Annotated in this window: 7 protein-coding genes; 5 read left to right on the forward strand and 2 right to left on the reverse strand. The window is 66.2% G+C overall.

What is annotated here, in order from left to right; genetic code table 11:
• The first annotated feature begins 400 nt into the window (after positions 1–400).
• The 3 genes from ABT078_RS21830 (at position 401) to ABT078_RS21840 (ending at position 9814) form a co-directional block, all read left to right on the forward strand.
• On the forward strand, positions 401–8236 hold the full coding sequence (locus ABT078_RS21830; protein WP_351230143.1) for an RHS repeat-associated core domain-containing protein: 7836 nt from the start codon (positions 401–403) through the stop codon (positions 8234–8236).
• A gap of 24 nt (positions 8237–8260) precedes the next feature.
• Positions 8261–8551 (forward strand): phospholipase D-like domain-containing protein, encoded by a 291-nt coding sequence (locus tag ABT078_RS21835; protein WP_351230145.1) that lies wholly within the window; start codon positions 8261–8263, stop codon positions 8549–8551.
• A 261-nt stretch (positions 8552–8812) separates the two neighbouring features.
• A complete protein-coding gene (locus ABT078_RS21840) occupies positions 8813–9814 on the forward strand; it encodes a Dyp-type peroxidase (protein ID WP_351230147.1) in 1002 nt (333 codons plus the stop codon).
• Between the two features lie 1225 nt (positions 9815–11039).
• Here the strand turns inward: ABT078_RS21840 and ABT078_RS21845 are convergent.
• Both ABT078_RS21845 and ABT078_RS21850 read right to left on the reverse strand, forming a co-directional pair.
• Positions 11040–12869 carry a serine/threonine protein kinase gene (locus tag ABT078_RS21845; protein ID WP_351230150.1) on the reverse strand — a complete coding sequence of 610 codons (1830 nt, stop codon included), beginning with the start codon at positions 12867–12869 and terminating at the stop codon, positions 11040–11042.
• A gap of 423 nt (positions 12870–13292) precedes the next feature.
• The gene (locus ABT078_RS21850) at positions 13293–14078 is read right to left on the reverse strand and encodes a DUF5707 domain-containing protein (protein ID WP_351230152.1); all 786 of its coding nucleotides are present in this window, start codon (positions 14076–14078) and stop codon (positions 13293–13295) included.
• 378 nt (positions 14079–14456) lie between these two features.
• Here ABT078_RS21850 and ABT078_RS21855 point away from each other — a divergent pair, with 378 nt between their 5' ends.
• Complete coding sequence (locus tag ABT078_RS21855) at positions 14457–15404, forward strand: hypothetical protein (protein WP_351230154.1); 948 nt, start codon at positions 14457–14459, stop codon at positions 15402–15404.
• Between the two features lie 116 nt (positions 15405–15520).
• The gene (locus ABT078_RS21860) at positions 15521–17167 is read left to right on the forward strand and encodes a hypothetical protein (protein ID WP_351230156.1); all 1647 of its coding nucleotides are present in this window, start codon (positions 15521–15523) and stop codon (positions 17165–17167) included.
• Positions 17168–17363: the final 196 nt, after the last annotated feature.

Genomic DNA, 17363 nt, shown 5'->3' on the forward strand with positions numbered 1-17363 from the left:
CAAGGCCCGGCAGTCTGCCGGGCCTTCGTGCCAGCTCGGCCAGCAGCGTGTCGTCGCTCATCACCGGTAACTCAGGTGCCGGAATCAAGCCATTCACGGGGATGTGTGTTCGAGGCAAGAGTGTTCCCGGTCGCGGGGCGGATGGCTCCGCCGTTGGGCCTGTAGGTCGAGAGCGCCCTCGCTGAGGTGATCATTGCGCTGGCCGGAATCACGGCTGTACGCAAGCGCTGCTACTCGAAGGCCATGCGCGTTAAACGATCTGTGTATAGCTTGTGACGGCTCGCATGGGGAGTGTGAGCATTCTGCGCTTGTTGTGGCTTGCTGTCGTTGCTCTGGGGAGGGCGCGGTGCGTGTGCACGGCGAACGGGTTGGGGTACGTCTGTCCACACGCTGGCGGTCGTTGACCATCGGCGCGCTGGTCCTCGCGCTCGCAGCGGGAACGGTGTCCGCCGAGGCTGCGCCGCCTGGCCCGTCACCTTCGCCGACATCATCCGCGAGCGCGCCGTCGGCGTCCTCGACGTCGCCCAGTCCGTTGCTGAGCGCGAGTCCGTCGCAGGCTTCGCCTCCGGCGAAGAAGGCCGGCCTGGCCGGGCCGCAGAGCAAGGCTGCTGCTGCGGTGCCCACGACCAGCAACGCGGTGTACGCGTATGACGCCGCAGGGCGTCTGGTGGGCGTGACGGATCCGGGCGGTGAGACGGCCCGTTACCGCTATGACGCGGCCGGGAACCGCCTGGGTATCGACCGGTTCGCCTCCGGCACGCTGTCGCTCCTGTCGCTGGTGCCGGCGCGGGCTGCGGTTGGTGCGACGGTGACGTTGTCGGGTACCGGGTTCTCCGCGACGCCCGCGTCGAACACGGTCATGTTCGGGACGAAGACGGCGGAGGTCGTCTCGGCGAGCGCGCACCGCCTGGTCGTGAAGGTCCCGGCCGACGCTCCGGCCGGCAAGGTGTCGGTGACCGTGGGCGGGGCGAATACTCAGTCACCGGAGTCGTTCACGCCGGCCGGTCCTGCTCCGGCGATCTCGAAGATCGAGCCCGACGCCGGGTATGTGGAAACTGATGTGGTCATCACTGGTTCGGGTTTCGCCGCAGCCGCGACGGACAACGTGGTCCGGTTCGGCGGCGGGCTCGTCGGACTGGTGAAGTCGCGTACGGACACGGCGCTGACGGTGACCGTGCCGCAGGGCGCGGTCAACGGGCAGATCGAGGTGGAGACCCCGGACGGGCGGGTCACGTCGGCGACGACCTATCGGGTGCTGTACGGGACGGGCGCGGGTCAGATCGAGTCGTCGGAGACGACGTCGGTCACCGACGACACGCCGCCGACGGTGTCGGTGACGACACCGGGCAACCGGGCGCAGGTGCTCTTCGACGCCAATCAGGGCGATGACATCAACTTCGGCTTCACCAACGCGACGTTCAACAAGACAGTGACAGTGAGGCTGTTCGACCCGCAGGGCAACCAGTTCGGCGGCTCCGGCTACCTGTCGGGCGCGGCCAGTGACTGGGAAGTCCATGATCTCCCGCTGGGCGGCAGGTACTCCCTCATTCTGGATCCGGGCAGCAGCAATATCGGTGCTGCGACGGTGACCGTCTCCAACCCGGCAGCAGCGGCGCTGGATCTCGCTGGCCCTGCCGCCTCTGCGGCGCTTCCGCGCGTAGGTCAGGACGGGAAGCTCACCTTCAACGCATCGCTGGGCCAGTCGCTGAGCCTGGCGATCGACACGGCGGGCATGGCCAAGCCGCTGTACGCGCGGCTGTACGGCCCGGACGGCGCCGAGGTCGACAGCGTCTACGCGGGCGCTAACAGCTCCGCCGGCATCGACATCGACGCGCTGGCGAAGTCCGGTCTCTACACGCTGCGTATCGACCCGAACGACGGTGGCACGGGCACGGTGAAAGTGACCGGGTCGCACTACGCGGACGCCGGGACACTCGATCCGGCGGGTCCTGCGGTGACGATGAACCTGACGCGGGCCGGGCAGAACGGCGTGACCCGCTTCACCGGCCAGGCCGGTCAGCGTTTCCAGCTCGGGCTGACGTCCACGGGCTTCACCAGCTACACCACCGTGGAAGCGTTTCGTCCGGACGGCACCCGCCTGGACTACGAGACCGTCTCGGCGAGCAGCAGCACGGATTTCGACATCCCGACGCTGCCCGTCACCGGCACCTACACCATCCGGGTCATCCCCCGGGCGGCTGCGTCCGGCACGCTCGCGGTGACGCTGTCGCAGTCTCTGAGCGTGGCTCAGCTGTCCACGACCGGCGAGCCGGTCCCGGTCAAAATCAGCCGGTTCGGTCAGAACGCGGAATCCGTCGTCCAGGGCACGACGGGTGACACCCTGTCGCTCGCAGTCGCCAGCAACACCTTCACCACGTCCGTGTCCGTGGACGTCATCGCACCCTCCGGCACGAAGATCGTCAGCGGGTTCTCCGTGAGTTCAAACCAAGCAGAGACGATCAACCTGCCAGCACTGCCCGAGACCGGCACTTACCTCGTGGTCGTCAACCCGAACAACGGGGCGACGGGCGAACTGTCCCTGTCCCTGGCGGCGGACGCGGCGGTGAACCTCACCGCGGACGGCCCCTCCGCACCGGTCGCCCTGAGCCGGCCCGGGCAGCGGGCCCGGACCCAGTTCATCGCCCCCGCGAACGGAACCCTCGGGTTCGCGCTCACCGGTGTCACCCTCAACAAGTCGGCAACCCTGCGCCTCTTCGGACCGTCGGGCGGCAGCGGCGACTACGTCGGCACTCTGTCCGCCAACGCGGACGACGTCTTCTACCTGACGGGTCTCACCGCCGCGGCCGCCTACACGCTGCTCGTCACCCCGGAGGACGCCGGTTCGGGCAACGCGACGCTGTGGTTGTCGAAGCCGGTCGCCGCGGGCGTCCTGTCGACGACCGCACCGAGGACGGGCACGGTTGCGCGGCCTGGGCAGCAGCTGGAGTTCACCTTCGACGCCGCTGCCGGTGACGGCACGACCGTTGCGTTCTCGGGCAACACGCTCGGGATCGCCCGTGTCGTCGCCGTTGCTCCGGGCAGCACGACGGAGGACTACGCCGGCTCGCTGTCCTCCGGCACAGGGCTCGTCGAGTTCCTCGCTCCGCTGGCCGCCGGTACTCACAAGGTCATCGTGCAGCCCGACCGGTCCAACCCGGGTGCCGTGACCGCGACGCTCGTGCCGGACGCGAACGGCGGCGCACTGACCGTCGACGGAGTCAAGCGCCCGGCGGCGATCACGACCGCGGGCCAGAACGCCCACTACACGTTCACAGGAGCCGCCGGGCAGAGACTGCGCCTCGGCCTGGACACGCCGCCGTACTACTGGTCCCTCTCGGTGCGCTCTCCCAATGGGACGTGGCTGGTCAGCAACAAGTCGATGAGCGAGACCACGCTCAGCACCGATCTCCCAGCACTGCCCGCGGCCGGCACCTACACGATCAGCGTCGACCCGTGGTCGCAGCGGACCGGCACCTGGAACCTCGGCCTGACCACGACACCTGCGGCTCTCGCGGCCCCGTCACCGACGAAGACCACCACCAAGACGGCCACCGAGACGACGGCCGCCAAGACGGCCGAGCCCGCGCCGGCGAAGAGCGCTGGTGTGGTGCCGTCGGGCGCGGACGCGTGGCAGCCGGGCAAGGCGAACCTCGCCGGCCGTGACTGGGTGACCGAACGCGGCAGCGCCGCACCGAAGGGTCCCGCGGCTCTGCGGGCCCCGCCGAATACGACCGCGCTGACGGGCCGCGTGCTGAAGCTGGACGGCAAGCCGCTGCCGCGGGTGACTGTCACCGTCGGAGGCAAGACCTCCCGTACCGACGCCCAGGGACGCTTCCTGCTGGCCGGGATCAGCCCCGAGGCCACCACCCTCGTCGTCGACGGCGTCAGCGCCAACACCAAGGAACGCTCCTACGGCCGTTTCGACATCCGCATCCGCCCGAAGGCAGGCCAGAGCACCGATCTCGGGTTCCCGGTGTGGATGACGCCGCTGGACACCAAGCACACGGTCAAGTTCGCGGCCCCGGCCAAGACCGACGTGGTGCTGAAGACCCCGAAGATCCCCGGCCTCGAGGTGCGGATCCCCAAGGGCTCGGTGGTCCGCGACGACAAGGGCAAGGCCGTCACCGAACTCGGGATCACCGCGATCCCCATCGACCGGCCGCCGTTCCCGCTGCCCAAGAACAGCGTCGTCCCCGTCTACTTCACCGTGCAGCCCGGCGGCACCTACGTCTTCCCCAAGGGCGCCCAGATCGTCTACCCGAACTACACCCGCGAAGCCCCCGGCACGCGCGTGGAGTTCCTCGACTACGACCCGAAGAAGAAGGGCTGGTACGTCTACGGCCACGGCACCGTCACCCCCGACGGCCGCCAGGTCGTGCCCGACGCCAAGACCCGCGTGTGGGCGTTCCACGGCGCAATGTTCAACACCGACGGATGGCTCGGCTGGCTGACCGGCTGGCTCCAGGACGCCGTCGACTGGCTCTCCGGCGACCCGGTCGAGCTGTCCACCGGCATGCTCACCGACTCGCGCACCGACCTCGCCGTCTCCGACCCGCGCGGCAACGCGGAGGTCACCCGCACCTACTGGCAGGGCGACACCGACAAACGCGCCTTCGGTATCGGACGCGACCTCATCTACAACTCCTTCCTGCACTCCAAGGAGCAGTACAAGGAGGTCGACCTCTACCTCCCGGGCGGCTCGAAGGTCCACTACACCCGCACCTCGCCTGGCACCGGCTGGAGCGACGCCGTCTTCGAACCCGTCGGTACCCCAGCCGCCTTCGAAGGCTCGAAGATCGTCAACGGGAACTCCGAATGGGAGCTCCGCTTCCGCGACGGCACCGTGTGGATCTTCCCGCAGTACGCGCCGCTCGCCGAGATCCGCGACCGCCACGGCAACACCACCAAGATCAACCGTTTGGGCGGCAAGAAGGGCGACATCACCCAGGTCACCACGCCCGGCGGCCGCTGGGTCGCCTTCTCCTACGACGCCCAGCACCGCATCACGGCCGCGAAGGACAACACCGGCCGCACCACCGGCTACACCTACGACGCGGCGGGACGCCTGGAGACGGTGACCGACCCTGCTGGAAAGGTCAACCGCTACACCTACGACGGCACGTCCAACCGGATCGCGACCGCGACCGACGCCCGCGGCATCACCTACATGACCAACACGTTCGACGGGAACGGGCGGGTCAAGGAGCAGACGCTCACCGAGGGTCAGAAGTACATCTTCGAGTACACGCAGAACGGGTCCGGGAAGGTCACCTCTGCGACGGTGACCCAGCCGGGTGGTTCGGTGCGCCGGGTCGAGTTCGATGCGGACGGCTACGGCGTCAAGGACACCGAGGCCTACGGCAGCAGCCTTGCCCGTACGACGACGTACCAGCGCGGTACGACGAACCACCGCATCGACGCGGTCATCGACCCCTACGGACGGCGCACCAAGCTCACCTACGACGCCAACGGCTACATCACCTCGACCACCGAACTCGACGGCACCCCGCAGGCCCGCACCTCGGGCACCGTCGCCTTCGACGGTCCGTTCGATCAGCCGACCCGGATCACCGATCCCCTCGGCAACCCCACCACCCTCACCTACGACGGTAACGGCGACCTCGACACCATCACCGACCCCGAAGACAGGGTCACCCAGCTGGACTTCCTGCCCGACGGCCAGATCCAGAAGGTGACCGATGCCGCCGGTGCGGTTACCGAATACACCTACCGCTACGGCGACCTGGTGTCGGTCAAGGACGCCGAGGGTCGTATCAGCGGCCAGTTCCTCGACGCAGTGGGCCGGCCGGTCGTCCTGACCGACGAGGCCGGCTCCGTCACCACCGTCAGCTACGACAAGCTGAATCAGACCCGCAGCGTCATCGACCCGCTCGGCCACGTGATCAGCTTCGGGTACGACGACAACGGCAACCTCACCACCCTCACCGACGCCCGCAACAACGCCACCACGTGGGCCTACGACCAGGCCGACCGGCCCAAGACCGCAACCGACCCGCTCGGCGGCACCGCCGAATTCGAGTACCACCCCGCCAGCCAGATCGCGAAGGTCACCAACCGATCGGGCCAGATCGCCACCGCCGACTACGACCTCCTGGGCCGCGCCAAGACCACGAAGTACGGCGTCGACCTCGCCGGCCAGGCCGAGTCCACAGTCACCTATGGCTACGACACCGTCGACCTGCCAAAGACCATCGCCGACACCGCCGCAGGCAACCAGTCATTCACCTACGACGCCTACGACCGGCTCAAGACCGTAACCGGCCCGACCGGCACCGTCGGCTACGACTACGACGGAGCCGACCGCCGCACGGAGATGACCGCAGTCGGCACCAGCACGACCTACGGCTACGACAAGTCCAACATCCTCATTAGCGTCACCACCGGCACCCAGAACGTCGCCTTCGGCCTTGACGCGGTGGGCCGGGAGAAGACCGCGACACTGCCCGGCGGCATCATTCGCACCACCGGCTACGACAAGACCGGCGTCATCAAGGACATCGCCTACACCCAGGGCACGTCCACCATCGGCGACCTCACCTACACCCGCGACACCCGCGGACTGCAGACCGGCCTCACCGGCACCCTGGCCAGCATCGCCATCCCCGCCGCCGAAACCGGCTCCGTCTTTGGCAAGGACAACCGCCTCACCACCTTCAACGGCCGCAGCTTTACCTACGACAACGAAGGCCAACTCACCGGCGACGGCCAGCGCAGCTACACCTGGAACGCCCGCGGCCAGCTCACCGGCCTGACCAAGACAGGCGGACCCTCGAGCTCGTTCGGCTACGACCCGCTCGGCACCCGCACCAGCAAGACCCTCGCCGGCACGACCACCAAGTACCTCACCGACGGCTCCAACCCCCTCGTCGAACAGAACGCATCCGGCGGGACAGCTGCCAGCGTCGCCAGTTCGGGCCTGGACGACTACCTCACCCGCACCGAGAACGGCCAGACCCAGATCTACCTCACCGACGCGCTTGGCACTGTCGTCGGCCTCGCCAACCAAGACGGCACCATCGCCACCCGCTACACCTACGACCCCTACGGCCAGCCCACCACCACCGGCACCGCCTCCTCCAACCCGTACACCTTCACCGGCCGCGAGAACGACGACACCGGCCTGCTCTACTACCGCAACCGCTACTACGACCCCGAGACCGGCCGCTTCATCTCCCAAGACCCCATTGGCCACGCCGGCGGCCCCAACCTCTACCAATACGCCCTCAGCTCACCCACCACCTACACCGACCCCACTGGCAACAACCCCCTCCTCGCCGGCTGCGCTGCCGGAGCCCTCTTCGACGGCGCCCTCGACTGGGGCATCCAGCGCCTCTCCGGCCGCAAAGTCAACTGGGGCCAAGTCGGCCAAGCCGCCGCCATGGGCTGCGCCTCTGGAATGCTCGGAGCCTGGGGCGGACTCAAGTGGGCCAGCCGCGGCTGCAAGAACAACAGCTTCACCCCAGGCACCCCAGTCCTGATGGCCGACGGAACCCGCAAACCGATCAAGGACATCAAGGTGGGCGATGAGGTCCCCGCCACCGACCCTGAAACCGGCGAGACTGGCCCTCGCAAGGTCACGGCCCTCATCCAGGGAACCGGTGAGAAACAACTCGTCGACATCACCATTGACACCGACGGCCTAGCTGGCGAACTAACGGCCACCGACGGCCACCCCTTCTGGGTTCCAGAGCTTCGCCAGTGGGTGGACGCCGCTGACCTCAAGGCGGGGCAATGGCTGCAGACGAGTGCCGGTACCTATGTCCAGATTTCCGCACTAGGCCACCGCCGTGAACACCAGACGGTCTACAACCTCACCGTTGAGGACCTTCACACCTACTACGCGCTAGCCGGCAACACTCCCCTTCTGGTGCACAACACCATGTGCACTAGGCTCCCCTCAACCAACACCGATGAGTACGTCGCCCTGGGAGACTACGACGACACCGCGATTGCTATCGACTGGCCAAACCACGAAGTCCTTTTCATGAAGAACTGGGACATCGACAAGAATGATGAGTTCATCCGAGGCGTGATTGCAAAACGACAGAAGGTCTATCTCGCGACGCCCATAAATAGTAAGTACCTGGCAGGGGTGGACGGTTTTGATGAGTCGGTGTACGCGCGCGAGTTGAATCAACTGCTTGACGCCGGATACACATTCTCCCGGGAGGGAACATCGGCCTTCGACTACATGATTCCACCGCCCCTACGGTGAGCCGGGAAAAGCGAAAGGTGCAATATGATTCTGTCGGATTGGGCGTCCAGTGTTATTGCGCGAGAATTCGACGAGGGCCGCCGTGCAGCCCTAGTGTCGGCAGTCTCGAGCCTGGATGAATCGGTATTTGGCGGACAGGACCTGGATCGCATTGCAGGCGCGATCATCATCCTCTTCAAGAGGGGAGTCGCTATCGAAACCATCGTCGATGCGGCGAAAAGGGACTGGAGGAATCTCCTGATGGGCGCTGGTCTCGGGAAACCTGATTGGCCCAGCGTGCTCGCCGACAGGCTTGGAGCCCCGCCTGAATCCTGAACTGCACAAGGGTCCATAGTGCAGAATCCATGGAGAATTCGTATGGCCATCGACGGCGATCGGCTTTGATAGGAAGTTCGCGAGGACTCTGAGGTGCCGCTAATTCGCGGGATCGTCGCAATGGGCAGGAAGTACATCCTGAAGCACCGGGCATCATGGCGTGAACCATTCATCAGGAAAGCGGTGATCTGCACAATCATGGTGAGGCGCCGTACAGTTCTCGCAGCCACGGCATGCCTGGCCGCGGTGGGAGGCACAGGTGTGGCAGCACTGCGAGCGGACGAGGGGACCACCCGAACTCCTCAGCAGCCACTTCTGAGGTCCAAACTCGATCCGCACCTGCATGCCATCGCCTTTGACCTAGCCAAGTCAGGCGAGCCGTCGCGCTCCAGGGCGCTTCAGGAGCTGGCCTCGGCAATAGCTTCCGTTGAGCGCGAGGGTCTCCGGAGCGCGGTTGCACTGGGACACAGCCTCTTCACCGCCGAACACCAGCGGCCTCGGCAGCTGAAGGCGATGCCTGCCTTCGCCGGAGATCTCCTTGACCCGACGCAGACTGGCGGCGACATCCTCATAGAACTGTCGGCTGACAATGACTCCGAACTAAGAGCCTCATGCGAGGCGCTCATCGCGGCCCTGCCCAAGCGCTGGTCGGTACGGTGGCAGCTCAACGGGCAGCGGTCGGACAACCGGAGCCAGAGTGGCAAGGGCCTCGCACGGAATCCCTTCCACTTCACGGAAGGGTTCGGCAATCCCGCGTCACAGCGGGACATCGCCGATCGCACAGTTGTCCGGCCCGACCAGGGTGAGCCAGCCTGGGCGGTAGGCGGCATGTACCAGGTCGTTCGGATCGTGCGACTGGCGACCGAGCTGTGGGACAAGGACTCGGTTGAGGAGCAGGAGCGCATCATCGGTCGGCGCCGTGACGGGCGTTGGCTGGACGGAACCCCTGTCGGCGAGGAGCCGAACTTCGCTGCTGACCCGCAGGGTCGGCTAACCCCGCTCGACTCGCACGTGCGACTGGCGGCACCCGACCGTCGCAATCCTCCGCCGATCGTGCGGCGTGGCTACAGCTATGACCGTGGCGAGGGCGATATGGGCCTGATCTTCTCGTGCTTCCAGCGGGACCTCGTCAAGGGCTTCGAGGCCGTGCAGAAGCGGCTCGAGGGCGAGGCCATGGCCAAGTACATGCTCACCACCGGTGGCGGGTACTTCTTCGTGCCACCGCTTGGTGACGCCTGGATCGACAGGGCATTCCGCCAGTGAACAGTGGTCCGGCGATCAGAATCGCCTCGAGCCAACCGGCCGCCTCCCCGGGGGTCACCTCACCCGGCAGCGTTACGAACAGCTCGTCACCCAGACGAAGGAGCTGATTGCGCAGTTCGCCCGCGCGCAGTTCGCCCTGGGGGACATGTCGCTTGTAGCCGGCGTGGGCCAAGGCGCCGCCGATACGCTCCATCGCCCGATCCGAGTCGAACGCCTCCCCGCAGGTCAGGTTCACATCCCCCGCCTTGCGGCGCAGCACTCCGGGGCGAGACGCTGAGCAGCCTCACGATGATGCTGGGCAAGGCAGCCGAGAACGCGGCCGAAGGCGATCCGTACCAGGCGACAGTTCCCCTCGGTAACGCTCTCCCGGAACCTGTAGCCGCTGCTGCTCGCTGCTTCCGGTCACTGGATGGCGCTGCTCCTGGCGCTGCTCATGCTCCTTGGTCCCGCTGCATGTCGGCTGCACCGTGGGTCCGACGCGCAGCATTCGCACGACCCAGGCGGCATACGGGTTCTGCTCGCGCAGCGGCCCTGTCCTGGGGACGAGCAGCGGCCGGGGCCAGCGCAGCGCCGTGATCCTGCCCGCGGCGTACGCCGCCGGACGACAGCAGCGGGTCGCCGTTCGTTCTGCTCCGCGGGAACAAAGCGGTTCACCTGGTGCTACCGGCTGCTGCTCTCCGCTGCACAGCGCCGACCGCGTGCAGCATTGGCCGCGAACGAGACTTTTGGCCCTAGGGGAACAAGTCCTTTGGCCCCGATTAGCGATACAGGGCCTGCTGTGAATGAGTCGATTGGCCCCACCTCAGTGCGTTCGGAGGCGTCGAGGATGTCCTCGACGACGTGGGTGCTGTACCGGGACAGCCGCTGCTGCCACTGCGGACTCAGCCAGCTGAGCGACCCGTACACGGCGCTGGGGTAGGCGCGCCGGGCCGGATCGGCCGGCGTAGATTCCCGCCGGTGACGGGGGGGGTTCAGGGTGGACGTGTGTGATTGATATAAGATATGGTTGTCTTGTTGGTTGGTGGTGGCGGTCGGGCAACACCCGGACCACACGCCCTTCGAGAGGAGCTGAGCATGTCGGTCACTGTGACCGCCGAACTCGCCGGCGAGCCTCATCGAGGAAGTATGCCTGTGGCACTCAGGTGCGGACCGTCGTGGGCCAACCGGGGGCGCGGCCCGGATGGCCAGCGTCGGCCTGAGTGTCCCGTGGCCGCCGGGAGAGCGGCTATCCGTTCCAGATCACCCCGCCGCTCTGTGTGCCCTTGTAGTTCGTGTTCCACAGGGCGGGCGTTTGGGGAGTGCCAGGCTCCACGACCATCGATGCGCTCCATTTTCCTGGGCGGGGTGGCGTGATGCCGCTCTTCTTGCAGGGCGTTTTCTGTTGCTGGCCCACGTACGTGAATGTGACCGGGCAGCGGGCGTAGATGCTGGTCACGGGGTCGGCGTTGGCGGCGTCTGCCAGCCAGATGAACACGGTGAAGGTTCCGGTCTCTTGCGCCGTGTAGTCGCTCCAGATGATCACCTGGTTGTTGCTGTCAATCGAGATACAAGGGTTGATCTTGGCGGGGTGCGTACCGCTCTTATCTACCGGGATCGACTGGCGGCAGTGCGGAGCGCCGGCGAAGTAGGACGCGGAGGCGCTGGCTGCGGGCGAAGTCCCTCCGCTTGAGGGTTGACCTGCGGCCGGGGACTGGCGAGTGGGCGTACTCGGGGATCCTCCGCTCGCCGATCGGCGGGCAGCAGGAGACGAGGAGATCGTGCTTGGGGTCGTTCCAGCAGCCGACGGCGTGGATGTGGCATCCGGAGTGCCGCCGTTGCCCTCATCCTGGGTCCACCACCAGCCCGCGGTGGCCAGCAGAGTGAGGGCAACGGCGGCGGAGAGACCGGGAAGGAACCAGCGCCGGTGCGTGGGATTCGTGCGGTGTCCGCGGCGGCCTACGGCCCGGTGGTCGTGGGTGGAGGCCTTGGATTCGGGGCGAGGGGATGGTGAGGGTGAGGCGGCGGCGGGTGCGGTGTCGGCTTGAGGGACGGCGGGGTTGACGCCGTCACCTTTCATTGGGGCTCCGGCCCGGCCTGTTTCGGGGGTGTCGTCCTGAACAGTGGCGACGGCGGTTGGCGTGGTGGCGGGCGTGGCCTGCTCGGTGGCCGGTGTGGTGGCACTGGTGTGTTCGGCGCCGCGTAGGGCGGCCAGCTCGGCCACCGGGCGCGGCAGCCAGGCGTCGGTGCCGAGCACAGTGACTATGTCGTCGGTCGGTTCGACCAGTTGTCGCAGCAGTGCGGCCGGGGTCGGCCTGGCGGCCGGGTCCTTTGCCAGGCAGGGCGCAATGACAGCGTGAAGGTCGGCCGGCAGGCCGTCGAGGGCTGGCGGCTCGTGCATGGTGCGGTAGAAGACGACGCTGGGATCGGTGGTGTGCCGGCCGAAGGGGTTGTGCCCGGTGGCAGTGTGGGCGAGGAGCACTCCGAGCGAGAAGATGTCGGAGGCGGGCCCGATGGGCTGGTCCTGGATCTGCTCGGGTGACGCGAAGCCCGGGGTGCCGATGAATGCGCCGGGAGCGGTCATCGTGGTGGCGCCGGCCACTGCGGAGATGCCGAAGTCGATGACGCGTGGGCCGTTCGGGGTCAGGATGACGTTCGACGGCTTGAGGTCGCGGTGGACGACGCCGGCCGCGTGGATCGCGGAGAGTGCCTCCACCAGTCCGGCGCCGAGGGCTCGTACCGACGACGCGGGCCACGGTCCGTGCTGCCTCAGGGCCTGGTCGAGGGAAAGCCCGGCCACGTGGACGGTGGCAAGCCACGGCTCGTCGGCCTCGGCGTCGGCGTCCACGACGGCTGCGGTGTAGGCGCTGTTGACCTGGCGGGCGGCCTGCACCTCGCGGGCGAAACGGCGGTGGAACTCGGTGTCGTCGGCGCGTTGCGGCCGGATCACCTTCACGGCGACCTTCATGCCGCCGGGGCTGCGGCCGATGTAGACCTGGCCCATGCCGCCCTGGCCGAGCCGTCCGACGATGCGGTACGGCCCTATCCGGTGTGGCAGCGGAACATTGTCCCAGTTCACGGCTGATTCCTCATCAGTCTCTATGGGCTGCGCGCCAAACGAGTGCGTCTCGGAGTCGGGAGTCTGCCAACAGGGGGTTTGGCGTGTCCATTCCACTTCTGAAACCGTTCCGTTCCAGGTCTGCCCCGGTTCAGGAATCACGTCGAAACGCTCCCATGCAGGAAGCCCTGGGTCGCCCAGGTCAACTGACCCCTGAAACGCAATCAGCCCCCGACCTCGAAGGCTGGGGGCTTCGTACTTGAGACGGCGTCCGCGCTCAGGTCTCGTCAAGCAGGAGACGGTGGGGGCGGATCGCGCTGATCCCCACCAGCGTGCCGAGGCGCCAGGTGCCAGGTGGAGCGCTGGCTTCTTCGGCTTCAGCTGTGACCGCTTGAGCTGGCGGCCTTCACCAGCTCAAGCGGTCATGTGTTTCGTCCCCTTCGCTTACTGCACGTCGACGAAGTCGCCGGTGGCGTTGGCCGCCGGGGTCGTCGAGGTGCCGGCGAAGGAGTAGCGGTAGTACCCGTCAGCCATCGCCTTCACTGTGGTGCTGAGGGTGCCGGCGCTGCTGGTCGTGATGGTCTTGACCGTGGTGTAGGTCCCGCTGGACTTCGCGCGGAACTGGAGCTTGACCGGCTGGCTCGCGTAGCCCGCGTACTTGTGGGTGTCCCAGTTTGCGCGCGAGAGCTTTCCGGTGACCGTGATGGTCGCGTCCTTCTTCACAGGTTCTGGCGTGGCGTTGACGGTGAGCTGGGAGGCGCGCTGGACCTTGACTGTGGTGAAGGATTCGTTGACGGTCTGCACCCGGTTCCTGGAGAAGGCAGAGGCAGAGACGTGCCAGGTGCCCGCGAGGGAGTTGGTTACCTCGTTGACCAAGGCCCTGGGATTGGCGATGACCTGGAAGGGGATCGTGCAGGTGGTCGTGGTGGAGCTGGAGGCGATGCACTTGCGCTCGCCGGAGCTGGCGATCCAGCCCTTCGCATCGTTGTAAGAACCACTGCCGTACCAGAGAGTGAGCCCTGTCTCGATGACCCCGGAGGGGTCCGAGGCGGTCACTGTCGCGGTGAAATTCGTGGCGGTGGTCGGGCTCACCACGATGTTCTTGCCACCGTTGACAACGACCTTAGTGATCGTCGGCCCCCCGGCGGCCTGCGCGCCCGGGACTGCGAGAACGCTCAGTGTGAGAGCACCGCAGATCGTCACGGCGGCCGCAGTGACACGTATACGCATGTGTTTCCTCATGTGGTGAAGAGGTCCGCGGTGAGGATGCCTTCACGCTGGACCGACAGAGTTACGAGTCTTTTGACTCGCGTGATCAGACGGACGGTGGAGAGGAATGGTTGTAGGCCGCAAGCACGGCGTTCGCCCCGCCGACTACGGTCCCGGCTCACCCGTGTCCATGCTCGCCTTGCCCACTCGCCTCTTCGCCATGGATGGTGCATCTCACCGGCCTCGTTGCCGCGTGGGTGTCACGCTCCTGGCCGGCGCATCCGCGCAGCCCGGTCAGCCAGCATGACCGACTCAAGTCGGAGAGATGTGAGGTGAGAGCCATTGCCATGTTTGTGTTAAAGGTCCATTCTGGGGGCGGCGTGGACACACGGGGGGATCATGAATGAGGGGCCGATCACTGTCGATCCTGAGATGGTTCAGGCGCTGGCGGACGGCAGCTCCGCTCTAATGGCGATCGAAGGCGTCACCGGATTCGACATAGGACTGGACGACGATGGTGCCTCGAGCCTGCGCATCATGGTCGCGGACCTCAGCGACGTCCCTGCGGACGTTCCCGACTCGCTCGCAGGTTGGCCGGTTCATGTGATCCAGCGCAATCCGTCGCTCTTCAGCGTCCCTCCCGATGACGGCTTCTACCCCGAAGTGGTCGGCGGGATCGAGGTTGCGCGCGGCACCACCGGGGTTCTTTCTCACGCCCCAGGCACGCTGGGCTGTGTGCTGCGGGACTCCCAGAACGGCTTGGCACCCGTGGGCGTCAGCTGCGCCCATGTCTTGGCGGGCATCGACCCCTTCGCGATCTTCTACGACGATGAGATCTGGCAGCCCAACCGTGCCGGCTATCGGGTGGGGAGGCTTCGTCGGTGGGAGATCCCGACTACTCCATCGTGGAACCCCGGCGGCTTCCCGAGCGGCTTCTGGGACGCGGCAGTCTGCACGATGGACCGGTCCGCTGCCGTTGGTGAGATCGCCGACATCGGCACCCTGAGCGGCATTGCGTCCGTGCGCGGGGTCATGCAGTCGGTTCGCAAACGCGGCTGCACGACACGACTTACCCACGGACTCGTCAGTGGCATGTTCGGCAGCATCCTCTTCAGTCACCCGGGCCACGCGACGGCTTGGTGGATGATTGGCCAGATGGAGATCGTGGCAACCAACGACCCGGACCTGAACCCGGACGGGTTCGCGCAGCCGGGTGACTCTGGCTCTGTTGTTGTCGACGAGGACAACCAGGTCGTTGGCCTTCTCCACGGCGGCGATGCTGCTTCGGGTATTGGCTATGCATCCGACTTTGCCCCGTTGGCCGTGGCTCTCGGCGTCACGATCTGACCCTGCCAGGACGTTGATAACGCAGTCACTGGAGTGCAGCGCTGGCACATGCTTCAGGTCCTCTTCGACAAACGGGCGGCAATCAAAGAGCTCATCCACTTCAGTGGGGGGAAACGATGCTGGTCAACATGCGTGAGGGTATGCGGTTCGGCATGGGTATGGACGGCCTGACCGAACAGGTCCGGGGTCGGGCGATCGACCATGACGGCGACACGACCAGTAGCGGAGGGGCGAAAACCCGGTCGGGTGTTCGGTTGATCGAGTCGCAGGAGACTTTGCTGGAGAGTCTGAATGTGTCAGTTGGTGCATCGTTCCGGTACGGCCTGGCGTCGGTCGAAGCGAAGGTCCAGTTCGTTCGCGAAAGTGAGGTCAACAGCCGTTCGCTCTATGTGCAGTTCTGGGCGTACGTGCAGAGCCCGGCCAGAACAATGATCAATCCGCGGCTCTCCGCGGCGGCCAAGGCGCTGTACGAGACGAGCCCGGGTGACTTCCGGTCGCTCTACGGCGATCACTTCATTGACGAGATCTACAGCGGCGGCGAGTTCTTCGGCCTGTTCAAGTTCGAGACCCGCAGTGAGCGCTCGCACAGCGATCTTCAAGCAGACCTGCGGGCGTCCGTCGGCGGTTTCTTTGCCGGCGGGGAGATTAAGGCCGCGTTCCGTAATGCGGTCGACACGTTCAAGCAGAAGACCAACATGTCGATCCTCGTCATGATGGACGGCAGCGAAGGCCTGCAGAATCCCTCCGACCTCGACGACCTGCAAGACCTCTACCGCGGCTTCAACGCCGCGGTTCGCGACAACCCGGTCGACTACCGGGCCAATCTGAAGGAAATGAAGTACCTTCCGCTGCCCACGGGGCTGAGCTGGGCGGAGTCGCATCTTCGTGAGCAGATCATCACGGAGTGCGGACGCCAGGTTGTCGACGGCCTCGCCCAGCGCAACGAAGTTGGTTTCATTCTGCGCTACCCCGAACAGTTCGAGAGTTTCGACACAGCCCCGTTGGTGGACTACCGGGCAGCTCTCGAAGCCCGTCTCCCGCGCTGGGCCCGCCGCGCCACCGCTTGTTCTGATGACACCAGCCAATGCGTCATAGCTCCCGATGAGGATGTCCCCGTACCGCCGCCCTTTCCCCGGCGTCTGCGAGACGAAGACCCGCTGGTCGAGAAGTGGGAGTGGATCCTCGCCCACGACGACCTCATCTCCGTCGACTTCCGTCGCGAGAATCTTGGCGGGCGCTCAACGCGAGACGACTGGCAGCCGGGCCCTCGCGGCGGTCGCTTCATTCTCTTTCGGAGGGACAACGGCGAGGGCGAGCCCTGCGCTGGCCTCTTCCACCACCCGTCCCACGGCACGTACGGTGTCGCATGGAACATGTTCCGTCTGTACTGGGCCGATGGCGGCCCGCATGGCGGTCACGGTTACCCCATCAGCGATGAATTGTTCATGTCCGAACACGAGGGATGGTTCCCTCGGTCCATCTATCCCTTCGAAGATGGGGATTGGAACATTCACGGCGTAGAGGTCGGTCCCGGGTGGCGGCGTCAGATCTTTGAGTACGAAGCCGAATGGCGCCATTGGAACATTCCCGAAAGCTGGCACCTCGGTTGGCTGGAGACGCGCTACCTCAATTATCGCGTCAGCAGTCCGGACATCCCGCACGCTGAGATCTTCGAGGACGGCCCGAATGAGAACCCTACGCTCTTCGAGCTCCCCCCGGGCAGTTACCTCTCCTTGGGGCCTGCCTGGGAGACCGAGCACTGAGCAAAACCTTCATGACCCCGGCACTGATTGATCGCTGCCAGGCCTGATGGTTGGGCACCCAGCCCATGGCGCAATGGTCGGCCCCCTTGCCCGTCACCTAGCCTCGCGCTTTCATGAAGCGGGCTGTCCGACAGGCGGTCACACAAGCAGAAAGTGCCTCTGACCAGCGAGAATGAGGATTGTCTAGGTCCTTGTT

Origin of the sequence: Streptomyces sp. NPDC002133 (genome assembly GCF_040296405.1) — a bacterium.
In the GTDB taxonomy this organism is placed as follows: Bacteria; Actinomycetota; Actinomycetes; order Streptomycetales; family Streptomycetaceae; genus Streptomyces.